This is a genomic window from Streptomyces sp. NPDC043854 (assembly GCF_056436005.1).
Genome location: NZ_JBWKDK010000020.1, coordinates 44,224 through 63,195 on the forward strand (window position 1 = coordinate 44,224; position 18,972 = coordinate 63,195).

15 protein-coding genes are annotated in these 18,972 nt (G+C 71.3%); 10 read left to right on the forward strand and 5 right to left on the reverse strand.

Annotated features, from left to right (window positions below; all coding sequences use genetic code 11):
• The first annotated feature begins 195 nt into the window (after window positions 1-195).
• From AC068A_RS19595 to pgi, 7 genes are all read left to right on the forward strand, one after another.
• Window positions 196-3,159, forward strand: coding sequence for a M14 family metallopeptidase (locus tag AC068A_RS19595; protein WP_478586483.1), 2,964 nt, complete (start codon window positions 196-198; stop codon window positions 3,157-3,159).
• A 209-nt stretch (window positions 3,160-3,368) separates the two neighbouring features.
• On the forward strand, window positions 3,369-4,373 hold the full coding sequence (gene gap, locus AC068A_RS19600; protein WP_478586485.1) for a type I glyceraldehyde-3-phosphate dehydrogenase: 1,005 nt from the start codon (window positions 3,369-3,371) through the stop codon (window positions 4,371-4,373).
• A 146-nt stretch (window positions 4,374-4,519) separates the two neighbouring features.
• Window positions 4,520-5,731 carry a phosphoglycerate kinase gene (locus AC068A_RS19605; RefSeq protein WP_478586487.1) on the forward strand — a complete coding sequence of 404 codons (1,212 nt, stop codon included), beginning with the start codon at window positions 4,520-4,522 and terminating at the stop codon, window positions 5,729-5,731.
• 6 nt (window positions 5,732-5,737) lie between these two features.
• A complete protein-coding gene (gene tpiA / locus AC068A_RS19610; RefSeq protein WP_478586489.1) occupies window positions 5,738-6,514 on the forward strand; it encodes a triose-phosphate isomerase in 777 nt (258 codons plus the stop codon).
• 172 nt (window positions 6,515-6,686) lie between these two features.
• Complete coding sequence (gene secG, locus AC068A_RS19615) at window positions 6,687-6,917, forward strand: preprotein translocase subunit SecG (protein WP_478586491.1); 231 nt, start codon at window positions 6,687-6,689, stop codon at window positions 6,915-6,917.
• A gap of 196 nt (window positions 6,918-7,113) precedes the next feature.
• Window positions 7,114-7,449 carry an RNA polymerase-binding protein RbpA gene (locus AC068A_RS19620; protein ID WP_007263454.1) on the forward strand — a complete coding sequence of 112 codons (336 nt, stop codon included), beginning with the start codon at window positions 7,114-7,116 and terminating at the stop codon, window positions 7,447-7,449.
• Between the two features lie 152 nt (window positions 7,450-7,601).
• On the forward strand, window positions 7,602-9,257 hold the full coding sequence (gene pgi / locus AC068A_RS19625; protein ID WP_478586632.1) for a glucose-6-phosphate isomerase: 1,656 nt from the start codon (window positions 7,602-7,604) through the stop codon (window positions 9,255-9,257).
• A 143-nt stretch (window positions 9,258-9,400) separates the two neighbouring features.
• Here pgi and pgl read toward each other — a convergent pair whose 3' ends face one another.
• The 5 genes from pgl to tkt all read right to left on the reverse strand — a co-directional run bounded on the left by pgl (window position 9,401) and on the right by tkt (window position 16,150).
• Window positions 9,401-10,183 (reverse strand): 6-phosphogluconolactonase, encoded by a 783-nt coding sequence (gene pgl, locus AC068A_RS19630; RefSeq protein WP_478586493.1) that lies wholly within the window; start codon window positions 10,181-10,183, stop codon window positions 9,401-9,403.
• A gap of 99 nt (window positions 10,184-10,282) precedes the next feature.
• Window positions 10,283-11,383 carry a glucose-6-phosphate dehydrogenase assembly protein OpcA gene (opcA, locus tag AC068A_RS19635; RefSeq protein WP_478586495.1) on the reverse strand — a complete coding sequence of 367 codons (1,101 nt, stop codon included), beginning with the start codon at window positions 11,381-11,383 and terminating at the stop codon, window positions 10,283-10,285.
• Window positions 11,380-12,906, reverse strand: a complete 1,527-nt coding sequence (gene zwf / locus AC068A_RS19640) for a glucose-6-phosphate dehydrogenase (protein WP_478586497.1) — start codon at window positions 12,904-12,906, stop codon at window positions 11,380-11,382. The genes opcA and zwf overlap by 4 nt, the downstream gene beginning before the upstream one ends.
• 5 nt (window positions 12,907-12,911) lie before the next feature.
• Window positions 12,912-14,030, reverse strand: a complete 1,119-nt coding sequence (tal, locus tag AC068A_RS19645) for a transaldolase (RefSeq protein WP_478586499.1) — start codon at window positions 14,028-14,030, stop codon at window positions 12,912-12,914.
• A 35-nt stretch (window positions 14,031-14,065) separates the two neighbouring features.
• Window positions 14,066-16,150, reverse strand: coding sequence for a transketolase (tkt, locus tag AC068A_RS19650; RefSeq protein WP_478586501.1), 2,085 nt, complete (start codon window positions 16,148-16,150; stop codon window positions 14,066-14,068).
• Between the two features lie 258 nt (window positions 16,151-16,408).
• Here tkt and AC068A_RS19655 point away from each other — a divergent pair, with 258 nt between their 5' ends.
• The 3 genes from AC068A_RS19655 (at window position 16,409) to AC068A_RS19665 (ending at window position 18,939) form a co-directional block, all read left to right on the forward strand.
• Window positions 16,409-17,350 carry a heme o synthase gene (locus AC068A_RS19655; protein WP_478586503.1) on the forward strand — a complete coding sequence of 314 codons (942 nt, stop codon included), beginning with the start codon at window positions 16,409-16,411 and terminating at the stop codon, window positions 17,348-17,350.
• Between the two features lie 24 nt (window positions 17,351-17,374).
• Window positions 17,375-17,713, forward strand: coding sequence for a hypothetical protein (locus tag AC068A_RS19660; protein WP_478586504.1), 339 nt, complete (start codon window positions 17,375-17,377; stop codon window positions 17,711-17,713).
• Between the two features lie 104 nt (window positions 17,714-17,817).
• Window positions 17,818-18,939 carry an amidohydrolase family protein gene (locus AC068A_RS19665; RefSeq protein WP_478586506.1) on the forward strand — a complete coding sequence of 374 codons (1,122 nt, stop codon included), beginning with the start codon at window positions 17,818-17,820 and terminating at the stop codon, window positions 18,937-18,939.
• Window positions 18,940-18,972 lie beyond the last annotated feature (33 nt).

Below are 18,972 nucleotides of genomic sequence, written 5' to 3' on the forward strand. Positions count from 1 at the left end.
CCGCGCCCCGCACCGGCAGCCCTGCTGCCCGTACGCCGCACGGCAGGGGCCCGCACGTCGCAGACCGCGTCACGTGCCGGCCCCTGCCGCGCGGCGGCTCATTCCCACGAGGCCCCATTGACATGAACATGGGCTCTCGTGAGCCTGTCGTGCACACGCTTTCGCTTTCGTGGCTGACGACGCCCAGGGGGGCACATGAGGCACCTCACGAGATCGATCCTCGCCGCCGGCGCACTCCTCTTAGGGACCACCCTCGCCGCCCTCCCGGCGGCCCACGCGCGCCCCGCGGCGGACACCGCACCGGGCGCCGACACCGACACCGATGACGTACGCGTCTACGAGGCCGACGTCACGAAGGAGCAGATCCCGCTCGTCCTCGCCGCCGGCCAGGACGCCCACGAGCTCACCGAGCGCGCCCCGCAGACGGGCACCGCCCGCGTCGAGCTGATCCTCACCCCCGCCCAGGCCGGGCAGCTCTCCGCCCGCGGGATCCGCCTCGCCGAGCGGCAGGTGGCGGAGTCGGCCCGCGCGCAGGCCCCCGGCGACGGGGTCTTCCGCCCGTACAGCGGCAAGGGCGGCCTCCAGGAGGAGATCCTCGAGACGGCCCGGGACCACCCGGCCCTCACCAAGGTCGTCTCCATCGGCAAGACCGTCCAGGGCAAGGACATCCTCGCGCTGAAGGTCACCAAGGACGCCGACCGCACCCGCGACGGCCGGAAGCCGTCCGTGCTCTACATGTCCAACCAGCACGCCCGCGAGTGGATCACCCCGGAGATGACCCGGCGGCTGATGCACCACACGCTCGACAACTACGCCAAGGACCCGCGGATCACCGCACTGGTGGACTCCACCGAGCTGTGGTTCCTGCTCTCCGCCAACCCCGACGGGTACGACTACACCCACGCCCCCGACGGCAAGCGGCTGTGGCGCAAGAACCTGCACGACAACAACGGCGACGGGAAGATCACCACCGGGGACGGCGTCGACCTCAACCGGAACTTCGCCTACAAGTGGGGCTACGACAACGAGGGTTCCTCGCCGAACCCGTCGAGCGAGACCTACCGCGGCCCCCGGGCCTCCTCCGAACCCGAGACCGTCGCCCTCGACCGGTTCCAGAAGCGCATCGGCTTCCGGTACGCCGTCAACTACCACTCCGCCGCCGAGCTGCTGCTCTACGGCGTGGGCTGGCAGGTGGCCACCGGCACCCCGGACGACGTCGCCTACAAGGCGCTGGCCGGCACCCCGGAGAACCCGGCCGTCCCCGGCTACCACCCGCAGCTGTCGTCGGAGCTGTACACCACCAACGGCGAGGCCGACGGCCACGCTTCCAACGTCAACGGCATCATGATGTTCACGCCGGAGATGACGACCTGCCAGACGGCCTCCGCCGGCGATCCGAACGACCGCTGGCGGCCCGAGGACTGCCGTTCCGGCTTCACCTTCCCCGACGACGAGAAGCTGATCCAGGCCGAGTTCGCCAAGAACGTCCCCTTCGCCCTCGCCGTCGCCGAGAGCGCCGCCCGCCCCGACCGCCCCACGTCCCCGGTGGGCCTGACCGCCGCCGACTTCACCCTCGACCCCTTCACCACCTCCTACGCGGCCCGCGGCCAGGACCAGGCGGTCTCCGTCACGGCCCGCAAGGCGCTGAAGGACAAGCGGCTCGCCTACCGCATCAACGGCGGCCGTACGCACGGCGACGGGCTGCACGCCTGGAAGGGCGGTTCCGTCTACGGCGGCGAGGACAACAACTGGTTCGACCAGTACCGGGCGAAGGTGGACGGCGCCGGGCCCGGCGACCGCGTCGAGGTCTGGTTCACCGGCCGCGACGAGTCCGGCCGGCAGGTCTCCAGCGAGCACTTCACGTACACGGTCGCCGAGCGGCCGCGCGCCGACGTGCTGGTGATCGCCGAGGAGGGCGCCACGGCCCGGCACGCGCAGACCTACGTCGACGCCCTGCGCGCGGCCGGCCGGTCCGCGGCCGTCTGGGACGCGGCCGAGCGCGGCGCCCCGCACCACCTCGGCGTCCTCTCCCACTTCCGCACCGCCGTCCACTACACCGGTGCCGCCGTCCCCGGCGGCCCCACCCAGCTCGCCGTGCGCGACTTCCTCAACGAGGGCGGCCGGCTGATCGAGGCCGGCGAACTGGCGGGCGGCAGCGCCCGGGTCGGGCCCGCCCTGACCGACGACTTCAGCCAGTACTGGCTCGGCGCGTACGGCCGCGCCGGAGCCCGCGGCGCCACCGGCTTCACCGGTGCCGGGGCCCTGGCCGGCGCCCGGGGGGCCGTAGGCGACGCGGCGGGCAACCCGCTGGACACCCCCGGGGCGTACACGGTGACCTCCGAGGCCCTGCCCCCGGCGCAGTTCCCGCAGTTCAAGAGCGCGCAGGGCGGCAGCTACGCCGGGGTCGTGAACCCCTACGCCCCGTACGCCGGCACCGGGATGGCCGCGGCCGCCCACGCCGACGACGACTGGAAGCGGCTGACCCGCACCATCGACCTCACCCAGGCCACCGCGGCCGACCGGCCGCAGCTCAAGGCCGCCCTCCACTGGAACACCGAGCCCGGCTACGACCACGCGGTCCTGGAGGCCCGCACCGCCGGCGCGGACGACTGGACCACGCTGCCCGAGGCCGGCGGCCTGACCCGCTCCGAGGTCCCGACGGACTGCGCCGCCGGCTTCTTCCTGGGCGGCCACCCGTTCCTGGGCCGCTACCTGACCCTCGGCAGCGACGGCTGCACCGCGCAGGGCAGCAGCGGGGCGTGGCACAGCTTCACCGGCTCCTCCGACGGCTGGAAGCAGGTCTCCTTCGACCTGAGCGCCTACGCGGGGAAGACGGTCGAGCTCTCCTTCTCGTACATCACCGACGGGAGCGAGGGCGGCCGGGGGGTCTTCCTCGACGACGCGCGCCTGTCCGTCCGGTCAGTGGACCAGACCACTGACGGTTTCGAGGGCTCCCTGGGAGCCTGGACGGTGCAGGCCGGACCGGCCGGAAGCCCCGGGGTTCCGGGCGACTGGTCCCTCTCCGGCGAGCTGTTCAAGTCCTACGCGTCGGTCACCACGCGTAACACCGTCCTGCTCGGATTCGGTCTGGAGCACCTGCCGACGGCCCGGGACCGCGCCGTACTGATCGGTAAGGCGCTCCGTTCGCTGCACCACTGATCGAAGGCCCGGCCGCCGCTCACCCTGCGTCACAGGGGCCGAGGCCCCGGAGGTCCCGCACCGCCCTTCCGGTGCGGGCCCCCGGGGTGTGTCAGCCCCTGGACGATGTCACTCGCAAGCTCACGGAGAGGTAGGGTCGTAAGCGGTCGGGGACATCCCATTACAGCTCGCCGGCGCACAGACCGGCGCACCAACGAGGAGATCGGTTCGTGACGATCCGCGTAGGAATCAACGGTTTTGGCCGCATTGGCCGCAACTACTTCCGAGCTCTCCTGGAGCAGGGGGCGGACATCGAGATCGTCGGTGTCAACGACCTGACGGACAACGCCACCCTGGTGCACCTCCTCAAGTACGACAGCATCCTCGGCCGCCTCCAGCAGGAGGTCACGCACACCGAGGACACCATCACGGTCGGCGGCAACACCTTCAAGACCTTCGCCGAGCGCGACCCCGCGAACCTCCCCTGGGGCGAACTGGGCGCCGACATCGTCATCGAGTCGACCGGCATCTTCACGAAGAAGGCCGACGCCGCCAAGCACCTCGCCGCCGGCGCGAAGAAGGTCCTCATCTCGGCCCCGGCCAAGGACGAGGACATCACCATCGTGATGGGCGTCAACCAGGACAAGTACGACGCGGCGAAGCACCACGTCATCTCCAACGCCTCCTGCACCACCAACTGCGTGGCGCCCATGGCCAAGGTCCTCGACGAGAACTTCGGCATCGTCAAGGGCATGATGACCACGGTCCACGCGTACACGAACGACCAGCGCATCCTGGACTTCCCGCACTCGGACCTGCGCCGCGCCCGCGCCGCCGCCGAGAACATCATCCCGACCTCCACCGGTGCCGCCAAGGCCACCGCCCTGGTCCTCCCGCAGCTGAAGGGCAAGCTGGACGGCATCGCCATGCGCGTCCCGGTCCCCACCGGCTCGGTCACCGACCTCGTCATCGAACTGGACCGCGAGGCCACCAAGGACGAGATCAACGCCGCCTTCCAGAAGGCCGCCGAGGGCCAGCTGAAGGGCATCCTGGACTACACCGAGGACCCGATCGTCTCCTCCGACATCGTGAACTGGCCCGCCTCCTGCACGTTCGACTCCTCCCTGACGATGGTTCAGGGCAAGCAGGTCAAGGTCGTCGGCTGGTACGACAACGAGTGGGGCTACTCCAACCGCCTCGTCGACCTCACCGTCTTCGTCGGCGGCCAGCTCTAAGGTTCGTCGGGCACCGAAGCCGAACACGATGATGTGAGCACAGGGTCCGCGCAGCGCGATGAAGCGTTGTACGGGCCCTGTTGCTTGCCTGTCCCACCCACCCCGCACCGGCACCGCCCGTTCCGGGGGACAAGGAGTAGAAACAGATGAAGACGATCGACGAACTCCTCGCCGAGGGCGTCTCCGGCAGGAGGGTCTTCGTGCGCGCGGACCTCAACGTGCCGCTCGCCGGTGACGAGATCACCGACGACGGCCGCATCCGCGCCGTGCAGCCGACCATCGCGAAGCTCGCCGAAGCCGGCGCCCGCGTGGTCGTCGCCTCGCACCTGGGCCGCCCGAAGGGCGCCCCGGACCCGGCCTGCTCGCTCGCCCCGGCCGCCAAGCGGCTCGGCGAACTGCTCGGCGCCGAGGTGGCCTTCGCCACCGACACCGTCGGCGCCTCGGCCCGGGAGACCGTCGCCAAGCTCGCCGACGGCCAGGTCGCGGTCCTCGAGAACCTGCGCTTCAACCCCGGCGAGACGTCCAAGGACGACGCCGAGCGCGGCGCCTTCGCCGACCAGCTCGCCGAGCTGGCCGACGTCTACGTCGGCGACGGCTTCGGCGCCGTCCACCGCAAGCACGCCTCGGTGTTCGACCTGCCCGCGCGCCTCCCGCACGCGGCCGGGTTCCTGATCGCCACCGAGGTCGGCGTCCTGAAGAAGCTGACCGCCGAGGTCAAGCGCCCCTACGTCGTCGTCCTGGGCGGCGCCAAGGTCTCCGACAAGCTCGCCGTCATCGACGAGCTGCTCGGCAAGGCCGACCGCCTGCTGATCGGCGGCGGCATGGCGTACACCTTCCTGTACGCCAAGGGCCACGAGGTCGGCATCTCCCTGCTCCAGAAGGACCAGGTGGAGAAGGTCAAGGAGTACATGGCCCGGGCCGAGGCGAGCGGCGTCGAGCTGCTCCTGCCGGTCGACATCCTCGCCTCCGCGGACTTCCCCGACCTCAAGGGCAAGACCCCGGCCGAGTACGTCACCGTCGACGCGGACAAGATCCCCGCCGACAAGGAGGGCCTGGACATCGGCCCCAAGACCCGCGAGCTGTACGCTTCGAAGATCGCCGACGCCGGGACCGTCTTCTGGAACGGCCCGGTGGGCGTCTTCGAGCACCCCGACTACGCCGGCGGCACCCGCGCGATCGCGCAGGCCCTCGTCGACAGCCCTGCGTTCACCGTGGTCGGCGGCGGCGACTCCGCCGCGGCCGTGCGTACGCTCGGCTTCGACGAGAACGCTTTCGGCCACATCTCTACCGGCGGCGGCGCCTCCCTCGAGTACCTCGAGGGCAAGACGCTCCCCGGCATCGCTGCACTGGAGGTCTGACCCCGCATGACCACGCGCATCCCGCTGATGGCGGGCAACTGGAAGATGAACCTCAACCACCTTGAGGCCATCGCCCACGCCCAGAAGCTCTCCTTCGGCCTCACCGACAAGGACTACGACGCCGTCGAGGTCGCGGTCCTGGTGCCCTTCACCGACCTGCGCTCGGTCCAGACGCTGGTCGAGGGCGACAAGCTGAAGCTCAAGTACGGCGCCCAGGACGTCTCGGCGCAGGACTCCGGCGCCTACACCGGCGAGATTTCCGGCCCGATGCTCTCGAAGCTGAAGTGCTCGTACGTGGCCGTCGGCCACAGCGAGCGCCGCCAGTACCACGGCGAGACCGACGAGCTCTGCAACGCCAAGGTCAAGGCCGCCTTCCGCAACGGCCTCACCCCGATCCTGTGCGTCGGCGAGGGCCTCGACGTCCGCAAGGCCGGCAACCAGGTCGCCCACACCCTCGCCCAGGTGGACGGTGGTCTGCAGGACGTCCCGGCCGACCAGGCCGAGACCATCGTGATCGCCTACGAGCCCGTCTGGGCCATCGGCACCGGCGAGGTCGCCACCCCCGAGGACGCCCAGGAGGTCTGCGGGGCCATCCGCGCCCGCCTCGCCGAGCTGTACTCCCAGGAGCTGGCCGACAAGGTCCGCATCCAGTACGGCGGCTCGGTCAAGGCCGGCAACATCGCGGCGATCATGGCCCAGCCGGACGTGGACGGCGCCCTGGTCGGCGGCGCGGCCCTCGACGCGGACGAGTTCGTCAAGATCGTCCGCTTCCGGGACCAGTAGTCCGCGCCGGGTCCGCACGCAGGTCGCGGGCTCGCGGCAGCGAGTAGGCGGCAGGGCGGATCCGTCGTACCCTTGCGGGGGCCAGGGGGCTGAACCAGCAGCCACTGGCCCCCGCGCACGTCCAGCACAGCCGGAAGCCAGAGAAGCCAGAAAGTAGGAACCAGCCGTGGTTATGGGGTTCTCGATTGCCCTGATCGTCTTCAGCGCCCTGCTGATGCTGCTCGTGCTGATGCACAAGGGCAAGGGCGGCGGCCTCTCGGACATGTTCGGCGGCGGCATGCAGTCGTCGGTCGGCGGCTCCTCGGTCGCCGAGCGCAACCTCGACCGCATCACCATCGTGGTCGGTCTGCTGTGGTTCGCGTGCATCGTGGTGCTCGGCCTGCTCACCAAGGCGGCGAGCTGACCCCGTCCGGGCAGCCGCCGGTTCTCGCCATTCGGCCCGCCCGGCCGGGCCCGCCCCGCCTATCATGAGGACGGCGTCCAGAGCCTGGAGTGAGTAACTCCATTTGCTGGACGTACGTTGGGCCTTACGTAGACTGGGGCGCCCGCGGCGGAATCCACTCACGCTTCGCGGCACCATCACGCAGGGAGTTACGACCGTGGCAAGTGGCAACGCGATCCGTGGTAGCCGGGTCGGGGCGGGGCCGATGGGCGAGGCCGAGCGCGGTGAGTCCGCGCCCCGCCTGCGCATCTCGTTCTGGTGCTCGAACGGGCACGAGACGCAGCCCAGCTTCGCCAGCGACGCGCAGGTCCCGGACACCTGGGACTGCCCGCGCTGCGGGTTTCCGGCCGGACAGGACCGGGACAACCCCCCGGCGCCGCCCCGCACCGAGCCCTACAAGACGCACCTGGCGTACGTACGGGAGCGGCGCACGGACGCCGACGGCGAGGCGATCCTCGCCGAGGCGCTCGCCAAACTCCGCGGCGAAATCTGACGAACGCGCCGTGACGATGTGACAGGGGCCCGGCCCGCAGGAGTGTTCTCCCGCGGGCCGGGCCCCTTTGCGTGCGGTTGGCCCCCTTCCGATCCCTTAAGTTGGTGATCGGCGGGGCACGACAGGACGGAAGAAACGGGTTGATGTCCGAAATGAACGCAGACAGCCGTGTGAGGCTCAACCGGACCCCCGAGTGGCTTGCCCTCGGCAAGCACCGGGAAGAGCTGGGACAGACGCATCTGCGCGAGCTGTTCGAGGCGGCGCCGGGCCGGGGCACGGACTACACGCTGCGGGTCGGGGACCTGCACATCGACTACTCGAAGAACCTCGTGACGGACGAGACGCTGACGCTGCTGCGCGAGCTGGCGGCGGCGACCGGCGTGGCCGAACTGCGCGAGGCCATGTTCCGCGGCGAGAAGATCAACACCACCGAGGACCGCGCCGTCCTGCACACCGCGCTGCGCGCCGCGCCCGCCGCGGTGATCGAGGTGGACGGCGAGAACGTCGTCCCCGGGGTGCACGCCGTCCTCGACAAGATGGCCGCCTTCAGCGACCGGATCCGCTCGGGGGAGTGGACCGGCTTCACCGGCGAGCGCATCACCAACGTCGTCAACATCGGCATCGGCGGCTCCGACCTGGGCCCGGCCATGGCCTACGAGGCGCTGCGCGCCTTCACCGACCGCGGCCTGACCCTGCGGTTCGTCTCCAACGTGGACGGCGCCGACCTGCACGAGGCGGTGCGCGACCTCGACCCGGCGCGGACCCTGTTCATCATCGCCTCCAAGACGTTCACCACCATCGAGACCATCACCAACGCCGAATCGGCGCGCGCCTGGCTGCTGGACGGCCTCGGCGGCGACGAGACCGCCGTGGCACGGCACTTCGTCGCGCTGTCCACCAACGCCGAGAAGGTGTCGGACTTCGGCATCGATCCGGCCAACATGTTCGAGTTCTGGGACTGGGTCGGCGGCCGCTACTCCTTCGACTCGGCCATCGGCCTCTCCCTGATGATCGCGATCGGCCCCGACCGCTTCCGCGAACTCCTGGGCGGCTTCCGGCTGATGGACGAGCACTTCCGCACGGCGCCCGCCGAGGAGAACGCCCCGCTGCTGCTCGGCCTGCTCGGGATCTGGTACGGCGCCTTCCACGACGCCCAGTCGCACGCCGTCCTGCCCTACAGCCACTACCTGTCGCGGTTCACCGCGTACCTCCAGCAGCTGGACATGGAGTCCAACGGCAAGTCCGTGGACCGCGACGGCCGCCCGGTAGACTGGCAGACCGGCCCGGTCGTGTGGGGCACGCCCGGCACCAACGGGCAACACGCGTACTACCAGTTGATCCACCAGGGCACGAAGGTGATCCCGGCGGACTTCATCGGCTTCGCCCGCCCCGTGGCCGAGCTGTCCCCGGCCCTGGCCGCCCAGCACGACCTGCTGATGGCCAACTTCTTCGCGCAGACGCAGGCGCTGGCCTTCGGCAAGACCGCCGACGAGGTCCGCGCCGAGGGCGTGCCGGAGCCCCTCGTCCCGCACAAGACCTTCCGCGGCAACCACCCGACGACGACGATCCTGGCCGCCGAACTCACCCCGTCGGTGCTCGGCCAGCTGATCGCGCTGTACGAGCACAAGGTGTTCGTCCAGGGCGCCGTCTGGAACATCGACTCCTTCGACCAGTGGGGCGTGGAGCTCGGCAAGGTGCTGGCCAAGCGGGTGGAGCCGGCGCTGACCGGGGGCGCGGACGTCCCGGGCCTCGACGCCTCGACCCGCGGCCTGGTGGACGCGTACCGCTCGCTGCGCGGCCGCTCCTGACGCTTCCGCGGCCGTCGGCCGCGGCATGCACGAGGGCCCGACCTCCCCCGGTGGATTCCGGGGAGGTCGGGCCCTTGCGCGTGCCCACGGGGCCGGGGCCGGGGCCGGGGCGTGTCGGGCCTGTTGTCGGACCCGGTGTCAGGTCAGGCCGAGGCCGGCGGGTACAGGCCCGGCGGCAGCTTCGCCGCCGCGGCCCGGTCGAGCAGCCACAGGGTGCGCGAGCGCCCGTACGCAGCCGCCGCCGGGGCCTGGAGCTCGCCCGCCCCGCCGAGCGCGATCGCCACCGCGCCCGCCTTGTCCTCGCCGGCCGCCAGCAGCCACACCTCGCGGGCCGCGCGGATGGCCGGCAGGGTCAGCGAGACCCGCGTCGGCGGCGGCTTCGGGGCGCCGTGGACGCCGACGACCGTGCGCTCGGTCTCGCGCGCCGCCGGGTGCTCCGGGAACAGCGAGGCCACGTGCGTGTCCGGACCGACGCCCAGCATCAGCACGTCGAAGCGGGGCACCGGACCGTGGTCCTCCGGCCCCGCGGCCCGGCGCAGCTCCTCCGCGTACGCCGCGGCCGCCGCGTCCACGTCACTGCCGTACGGGCCGTCCGAGGCCGGCATCACGTGGACCCGCGCCGGGTCCACCGGGACCGCGTCGAGCAGCGCCTCGCGGGCCTGGACGTGGTTGCGCTCGGGGTCGTCGGCCGGGACGTACCGCTCGTCGCCCCACCACAGGTCCAGGCGGGTCCAGTCGACCGCGTCCCGGGCCGGGGCCGCCGCCAGGGCCGCGAGCAGCCCGTTGCCGTTGCGGCCGCCCGTGAGGACCACCGAGGCGCTGCCGCGGGCCGCCTGCGCGTCCACGATCTTCGTGATGAGCCGGGCGGCCGCGGCCTGGGCCATCAGCTCCTTGTCCCGGTGGACGACGACCTGGGGAGTCGTCATACCCATGTTGTTGCCGCCTTCTTCGTCAGGAAATGGCTCGGCCGCCGACCGGACCGCACCCCGGGAACAGGGGGCGGGCCGGCCGGCGGCCACCGTGCTTCACTGCTTGGCCGAGGCCTTCTTGGCCGGCGCGGCCGCCTTGCCGGCGGACTTGCCGCCCTTGGCCGCGGACGCGGACCCGGCGGCGTCGGACGGGACTTCGGCCCCGGCCCCGGCCCCGACCCCGGCCTCGGCCGCGGCGGGCTCCGCCCCGGCCTGGGCCGCCTGGGCCCGGGCCGACTCCAGCTTCGCCACGCCGAACTTCAGCGCGGACGCGTAGGTGTTGTCCGGGTCGAGCCGGCGCAGCTCCTCCGCCAGCAGCTCGGCCGTGTCGCGGCGCTTGAGCGCCACGCTCCGGTCGGGCTGGCCCGGCATGCGCAGCGTCGCCAGCGAACCGTCCGCCCGGTCCAGGACGATCTCGCCGTCCTTGGTCTCCAGGTGCACCGACGTCAGGCCGGGGCCCGCCGACAGGGTGCGCCGGACGGGGACCTTCAGGCGGTCCGCCAGCCACATGGCCAGCAGCTCGCAGCTCGGGTTCTCGTCCTCGCCCTCGACGACTGCCGAGGTCACCTGGAAGGACTGCTGGTCCAGGGCCGCCGCCAGCATGGAGCGCCACGGCGTGATCCGGGTCCAGGACAGGTCCGTGTCGCCGGGGGCGTATGCCGCCGCCCGCGCCGACAGCACCCCGATGGGGTCCTCGCAGGCGTACGTGTCCGCGATCCGGCGCTGCCCCAGCGCACCCAGCGGGTTGCCCGCCAGGTCCGAGGGGGCGCCCTCCGGCCACCAGACGACCACCGGCGCGTCCGGGAGGAGCAGGGGGAGAACCACCGAGTCGGCGTGGTTGACCAGCTCACCGTGGAGGCGGAGCACGACCGTCTCGCCCGAGCCGGCGTCCGCCCCGACGCGGACTTCCGCGTCGAGACGGGCGTCGCGGCGGCTGCGCGGCGAGCGGCTGACCCGCTTGATGACGACGATGATCCGCGAGGGGTGCTCGTGGGACGCGTCGTTCGCCGACTTGAGCGCGTCGTACGCGTTCTCCTCGTCGGTCACGATCACCAGCGTGAGGACCATGCCGACGGCCGGCGTGCCGATGTCCCGGCGTGCCTGCACCAGCGCGGCGTTGATCTTGCTGGAGGTGGTCTCCGTGAGGTCGATCTTCATGGCCGGCGCCAGCTCCGTCCGTCTCGTGCGAGCATCTCGTCCGCCTCGACCGGCCCCCAGGTCCCCGCCCCGTACTGGGCGGGCTTGCCGTGCTTGTCCCAGTACTCCTCGATCGGGTCGAGGATGTGCCAGGAGAGCTCGACCTCCTGGTGGCGCGGGAAGAGGTTCGCGTCACCCAGCAGGACGTCCAGGATCAGCCGCTCGTACGCCTCGGGGCTCGACTCCGTGAAGGACTCGCCGTACGCGAAGTCCATCGTGACGTCCCGGACCTCCATGGAGGTGCCCGGAACCTTGGAGCCGAAGCGGACCGTCACGCCCTCGTCCGGCTGGACCCGGATGACCAGGGCGTTCTGCCCCAGCTCCTCGGTCGCGCCCGACTCGAACGGCAGGTACGGGGCCCGCTTGAAGACCACCGCGATCTCGGTGACCCGGCGGCCCAGGCGCTTGCCGGTCCGCAGGTAGAACGGGACGCCCGCCCAGCGGCGGTTGTTGATCTCCAGGCGGATGGCCGCGTAGGTGTCGGTCTTCGAGTTCGGGTCGATCCCGTCCTCTTCGAGATAGCCGACGACCTTCTCGCCGCCCTGCCACGCCGAGGTGTACTGGCCGCGCACGGTGTGCTTGCCCAGGTCCTCGGGGATCTGGACGGCGCTGAGCACCTTCAGCTTCTCCGCCACCAGCGCCTTGGGGTGGAAGGAGCCGGGCTCCTCCATCGCGGTCAGCGCGAGCAGCTGGAGCAGGTGGTTCTGGATGACGTCCCGGGCCGCGCCGATGCCGTCGTAGTAGCCGGCCCGGCCGCCGATGCCGATGTCCTCGGCCATGGTGATCTGCACGTGGTCGACGTACGACCGGTTCCAGATCGGCTCGAACATCGTGTTCGCGAAGCGGAGCGCCAGGATGTTCTGGACGGTCTCCTTGCCCAGGTAGTGGTCGATGCGGAAGACCTCGTCCCGGGGGAACACCTCGTGGACGACCTTGTTGAGCTCCTCGGCGCTCTTGAGGTCGTGGCCGAAGGGCTTCTCGATGACGGCGCGCCGCCAGGAGCCCTCCTTCTGGGCGAGTCCGTGGTCCTTGAGCTGCTGGACCACCTTCGGGAAGAACTTCGGCGGCACGGACAGGTAGAAGGCGAAGTTGCCGCCCGTTCCCTGCTGCTTGTCGAGCTCCTCGATCGTCGCCTTCAGCGTCTCGAACGCCGCGTCGTCGTCGAAGTCGCCCTGGACGAAACGGCAGCCCTGGACCAGCTGCTGCCAGACCTCCTCCCGGAAGGGCGTACGCGCGTGCTGCTTGACAGCCTCGTACACCTCCTGGGCGAAGTCCTCGTGCTCCCATTCCCGGCGGGCGAAGCCGATCAGGGAGAAGCCCGGCGGGAGCAGGCCGCGGTTGGCCAGGTCGTAGACGGCGGGCATCAGCTTCTTGCGCGACAGGTCACCCGTAACGCCGAAAATGACCAGACCGGACGGCCCCGCGATGCGCGGGAGCCGCCGGTCCTGTGCGTCACGAAGCGGGTTCGCTCCGTTTACAGACAAGGTGCTCAGGCCTCCGTGGGAGCGAGGCGCTCCAGCTCCGCCTCGGTGGACTTCAGCAGGTCGTTCCAGGACGCCTCGAACTTCTCGACGCCCTCGTCCTCAAGCAGCTGAACCACATCGTCGTACGAGATGCCCAGCTTCGCGACCGCATCGAGCTCCGCGCGCGACTGCTCGTAGGTGCCGCGCACCGTGTCGCCCGTGATCTCGCCGTGGTCGGCGGCGGCCTCCAGGGTGCCCTCCGGCATGGTGTTCACCGTGTTCGGGGCGACCAGCTCGTCCACGTACAGGGTGTCCTTGTACGCCGGGTCCTTCACGCCGGTCGAGGCCCACAGCGCGCGCTGCTTGTTGGCGCCCAGGCGCTCCAGGGCGGCCCAGCGGTCGGAGGAGAAGACCTCCTCGTAGGCCTCGTAGGCCAGACGGGCGTTGGCGAGCGCCGCCTTGCCCTTCAGGGCCTTGGCCTCGTCCGTGCCCAGCGCGTCCAGGCGCTTGTCGATCTCGGTGTCCACGCGGGACACGAAGAAGGAGGCGACCGAGTGGATCTCGGACAGGTCCAGGCCCGCGGCCTTGGCCTTCTCCAGACCCGTCAGGTACGCGTCCATGACCTCGCGGTAGCGCTCCAGCGAGAAGATCAGCGTGACGTTGACGCTGATGCCCTTGCCGATGACCTCGGCGATCGCCGGCAGGCCGGCCTTGGTCGCCGGGATCTTGATCAGCGTGTTCGGGCGGTCCACCAGCCAGGCGAGCTGCTTGGCCTCGGCGATCGTCGCCGTGGTGTTGTGGGCCAGGCGCGGGTCGACCTCGATCGACACACGGCCGTCCTGGCCGTCGGTCCGGTCGAAGACCGGCCGCAGGATGTCGGCGGCGTCGCGGACGTCCGCCGTCGTGATCATGCGGATGGCCTCGTCGACGGTGACCTTGCGGGCGGCCAGGTCCGCGAGCTGCTGCTCGTAGCCGTCGCCGCTGCTGATCGCCTTCTGGAAGATCGACGGGTTGGTGGTGACGCCGACGACGTGCGACTCGTCGACGAGCTCGGCCAGGTTGCCCGACGTGATGCGCTTGCGGGACAGGTCGTCCAGCCAGATCGCCACGCCCTCGTCGGAGAGGCGCTTGAGTGCGTCTGTCATGGGAATTGCATCTCCTACTGGTGTTCGTACCGGCGTCAGCGCGCGGCTTCGATCGATTCCTTGGCGGCCGCGGCAACGGCCTCGGCGGTGAAGCCGAACTCGCGGAACAGCACCTTGGCGTCGGCGGAGGCACCGAAGTGCTCGAGGGAGACGATGCGGCCCGCGTCGCCGACGTAGCGGTGCCAGGTCAGGCCGATGCCGGCCTCGACCGCGACCCGCGCCTTCACCGACGGCGGCAGGACGCTGTCCTTGTACGCCTGGTCCTGCTCCTCGAACCACTCGACGGACGGCATCGAGACGACCCGGGCCGGGATGCCCTCGGCCTGGAGCGCCTCGCGGGCGGCCACGGCGAGCTGCACCTCGGAGCCGGTGCCGATGAGCACGACCTGCGGCTGACCTCCCTCGGCCTCGAACAGCACGTAGCCGCCCTTGGCCGCGTCCTCGTTGCGCTCGTACGTCGGGACGCCCTGGCGGGTCAGCGCCAGGCCGTGCGGGGTGCCCTTGCCGAACACCTTGGTGTGGCGCGCGAGGATCTCGCGCCAGGCGACTGCCGTCTCGTTCGCGTCGGCCGGGCGGACGATGGTCAGACCGGGGATGGCGCGCAGCGAGGCCAGGTGCTCGACCGGCTGGTGGGTCGGGCCGTCCTCGCCGAGGCCGACGGAGTCGTGCGTCCAGACGTACGTCACCGGCAGGTGCATCAGGGCCGACAGGCGCACGGCGTTGCGCATGTAGTCGGAGAACACCAGGAAGGTGCCGCCGTAGATGCGGGTGTGGCCGTGCAGCGCGATGCCGTTCATGGCGGCGGCCATGGCGTGCTCGCGGATGCCGAAGTGGATGGTGCGGCCGTACGGGTCGGCCTCCGGCAGCGGGTTGCCCTTCGGCAGGAACGAGGAGTTCTTGTCGATGGTGGTGTTGTTCGAGCCGGCCAGGTCGGCCGAGCCGCCCCACAGCTCGGGGATGACCGCGCCGAGCGCCTGGAGCACCTTGCCGGAGGCGGCCCGGGTGGCGACACCGGTGCCGGGCTCGAAGACGGGGAGCTTGTCCTCCCAGCCCTCGGGCAGCTCGTTGGCCTGGATGCGGTCGAACTCGGCCGCGCGCTCCGGGTTGGCGGTGCGCCAGGCGGAGAGGTCCTTCTCCCAGGCGGCCTTGGCCTCGCGGCCGCGGTCCAGCGCCTTGCGGGTGTGGCCGATGACGGCGTCGGAGACCTCGAAGGTCTGCTCCGGGTCGAAGCCGAGGACGCGCTTGGTGGCGGCCACCTCGTCGTCGCCGAGGGCCGAGCCGTGCGCCGCCTCCGTGTTCTGGGCGTGCGGGGCCGGCCAGGCGATGATCGAGCGCATCGCGATGAAGGAGGGGCGCTCGGTCTCGGCCTTGGCGGCGGCCAGCGCCTCGTACAGGGCCTTGGGGTCGATGTCGCCGTCGCTCTGCTGCTCGATGCGCTGGACGTGCCAGCCGTACGCCTCGTAGCGCTTGACGGTGTCCTCGGAGACGGCCGTCTCCGTGTCGCCCTCGATGGAGATGTGGTTGTCGTCCCACAGCAGCACCAGGTTGCCGAGCTTCTGGTGGCCGGCGAGGGAGGAGGCCTCGGCGGAGATGCCCTCCTGCAGGCAGCCGTCGCCGGCGATGCAGTAGACCATGTGGTCGAAGGGGGAGGCGCCCGGGGCGGCCTCCGGGTCGAACAGGCCGCGCTCGTAGCGGGCGGCCATCGCCATGCCCACCGCGTTGGCGACACCCTGGCCGAGCGGGCCGGTCGTGGTCTCGACGCCCTTGGTGTGGCCGTACTCCGGGTGGCCGGGGGTCTTCGAGCCCCAGGTGCGGAACGCCTTGAGGTCGTCCAGCTCCAGGCCGAAGCCGGCCAGGTACAGCTGGGTGTAGAGGGTCAGGGAGGAGTGACCGGCGGAAAGCACGAAGCGGTCACGCCCGACCCAGTCCGGGTCCGCCGGGTCGTGCCGCATCACCTTCTGGAACAGGGTGTACGCGGCCGGGGCCAGGCTCATGGCCGTGCCGGGGTGGCCGTTCCCGACTTTCTGGACCGAGTCGGCTGCCAGGATGCGGGCGGTGTCGACGGCCCGCTGGTCCAGATCGGTCCATTCGAGCTCTGTGGTCGTCGGCTTGGTGGTCACCGTGGGTCAGGGCTCCTCTCCAGATGTCGGTTCCCGGTGACGTACCGTGCACCGGCGATTCCGAGCCTACCCCCGCCGCGGCATGCAGCTATTCGAGTGCCCGCAGTCCGTCACAACGTCGGCGGCCCCGATCGGACCAACACGAGACGACCCCCGCGCAGGGCGCGTACAGCGCAACGTCTAAAGTGGCGTGGTACGCGCAAGTCTTTACCGGTCCAACTTGTCCGGAACTTGCTGGATTCTCTGTCAGGGGTGTGCGTGACGGCCGTCGAATCCCGTCCTTCGGGGGTGCTCGGGACGAGCCCCGGCCACCGGCCGTTCGGGGCCCGTGCGAAGGCTTTTGTGGCTTTGACCAAGCCACGGATCATCGAACTTCTGCTGATCACCACAGTGCCGGTGATGTTCCTCGCCGAGGAGGGTGTGCCGTCGCTGTGGCTGGTCCTCGCGACCTGCTTCGGCGGCTACATGTCCGCGGGCGGCGCGAACGCGCTGAACATGTACATCGACCGCGACATCGACGCGCTGATGGACCGCACGGCTCAGCGCCCCTTGGTCACCGGCATGGTCAGCCCCCGCGAGTGCCTCGTCTTCGGCATCACCCTGGGCGTGGTGTCGACGCTGTGGTTCGGGCTGCTCGTCAACTGGCTGTCCGCCGCGCTCGCCCTGGGCGCACTCCTCTTCTATGTCGTCGTGTACACGATGCTGCTGAAGCGGCGCACCACCCAGAACATCGTCTGGGGCGGCATCGCCGGCTGCATGCCGGTGCTCATCGGCTGGTCCGCGGTGCGCAACGAGGTCTCCTGGGCCGCCGTCATCCTCTTCCTCGTCATCTTCTTCTGGACGCCGCCGCACTACTGGCCGCTGTCGATGAAGGTGAAGGACGACTACGCGCGCGTCGGCGTGCCGATGCTGCCGGTCGTCGCCGGCAACAAGGCCGTCGCGCGGCAGATCGTCCTGTACAGCTGGGTGATGGTCGGCGTCTCGCTGCTGCTGACCCCGCTGGGGTACACCGGCTGGTTCTACACCGCGGTCGCGCTGGCGGCGGGCGGCTGGTGGCTGTGGGAGGCGCACGCGCTGCACGCGCGGGCGAAGGCGGGCGTGACCGGCGCGAAGCTCAAGGAGATGCGCCTGTTCCACTGGTCCATCACCTATGTGTCGCTGCTCTTCGTGGCCGTGGCCGTGGATCCCTTCCTCCGCTGATTACTCGCCGGTAGCATGCTGTCCATGGCTGACACCACCGCAGACACCAAGAAGCAGGAACGGGCCGCCGCGAAGCTGGCCAAGCAGATCGGCGCCTTCGCGCGGGAGCACGGCGGCGCCGAGGGCCAGCTCGCGCACATCGGCCAGGCCGGCACCCGGATCGTTCTCGTGGGCACGGACGGCGGCTGGGGCGACCTGGTCGCCCCGAGCTACGCGGTGGCCGAGAAGGCCGCCGAGAAGGCCGGGCTCACCCTCCACGAGGAGTTCGACGGCGACTTCGCCGCCCGCGTGAAGACCGGCCCGTACGAGTGGACCCGGATGGCCGGCATCCAGCTCGGCGGAACGGCCAACCCGGCGGCCTGAGCCCGTACGGTGGCCGCTCGGTCAACAGCGCGAGCAACACCTCACACCGGGCTCACCCGTTAGGACGTGTGGAAGCGCCCCCACGTCCGCAACGGGATGCCCGGATGATCGAAACGCCGCCCCTGGTGGACCAGTACTGCCACGGACTGCTCCGCACCGAGCTGGGCCTGGGCACCTTCGAGGCCGAGCTGTTGCCCCCGGCCGGGCCGCCCGCCCCCGGGACCACCTTCTTCGACACCCAGACCGGCTTCGCCGTGCGCCGCTGGTGCCCGCCGCTGCTCGGCCTGGAACCGCACTGCGCCCCCGCCCGCTACCTGGCCCGGCGCCGCGAGCTCGGCGCGGCCGAGTCCGGGCGCAGGCTCCTGCGCGGCTCCGGCATCGCCGCCCACCTGGTCGACACCGGCGAAGCCGGCGACCTCACCGGGCCCAAGGAACTGGCACTCACCGGCGACGCCGAGGCCTTTGAACTCGTCCGTCTGGAGCGGCTGGCCGAGCAGGCCGCCGACACCTCCGGGACCGTCCCCGCCTTCCTCGCCGACCTCGCCGAGGCCGTCCACCACGCCGCCGCCGGAGCCGTGGCCTTCACCTGCGGCGCCGACGCCGGGTATCCCGCCGCCCTCGCCCGCTGCCCCCGGCCGCCCGGACCGGGAGAAGTCCGCGGGGCCGCCGGGCGGTGGCTGGCCCACCGCCCCGCGGGCGGGGCCGTACGCGACCCCGTACTGCTGCGGCACCTCCTGTGGAGCGCGGTGGCGACCGGGCTGCCGCTCCAGCTGCACACGGGCGGGGCGGAGCCGGGGCGGCGGCCGGAGCAGGCCGATCCGGCGCTGCTGGCCGACTTCGCCCGGGCCACCGAGGGGCTGGGGAGCCGGCTGGTGCTGCTCGGCGGGTACCCGTACCACCGGCGCACGGCCCAGCTGGCGGCCGCGTTCCCGCACGTCCACGCCGACCTGGGGGCGGCCCTCGGGCAGAGCGGTGCGCGGGCCCCGGCGGTCCTCGCCGAGCTGCTCGAGCTCGCCCCGTTCGGCAAGCTGCTCTTCTCCAGCGGCGGGCGCCGGCTGCCCGAGCTGCACGCGGTGGGCGCCCTGGTGTTCCGGGAGGCACTGGGCCGGGTGCTCGGCGGCTGGGTGGGGGAGGGGGCCTGGTCCTGGCGGGACGCCGAGCGGGTGGCCGCGATGGTCGCGGCGGGCAACGCCCGGCGGGTCTACCGGCTCGACGAACACAGCTGACGGGACGAACACAGCTGACGCGACGAGCGCGCC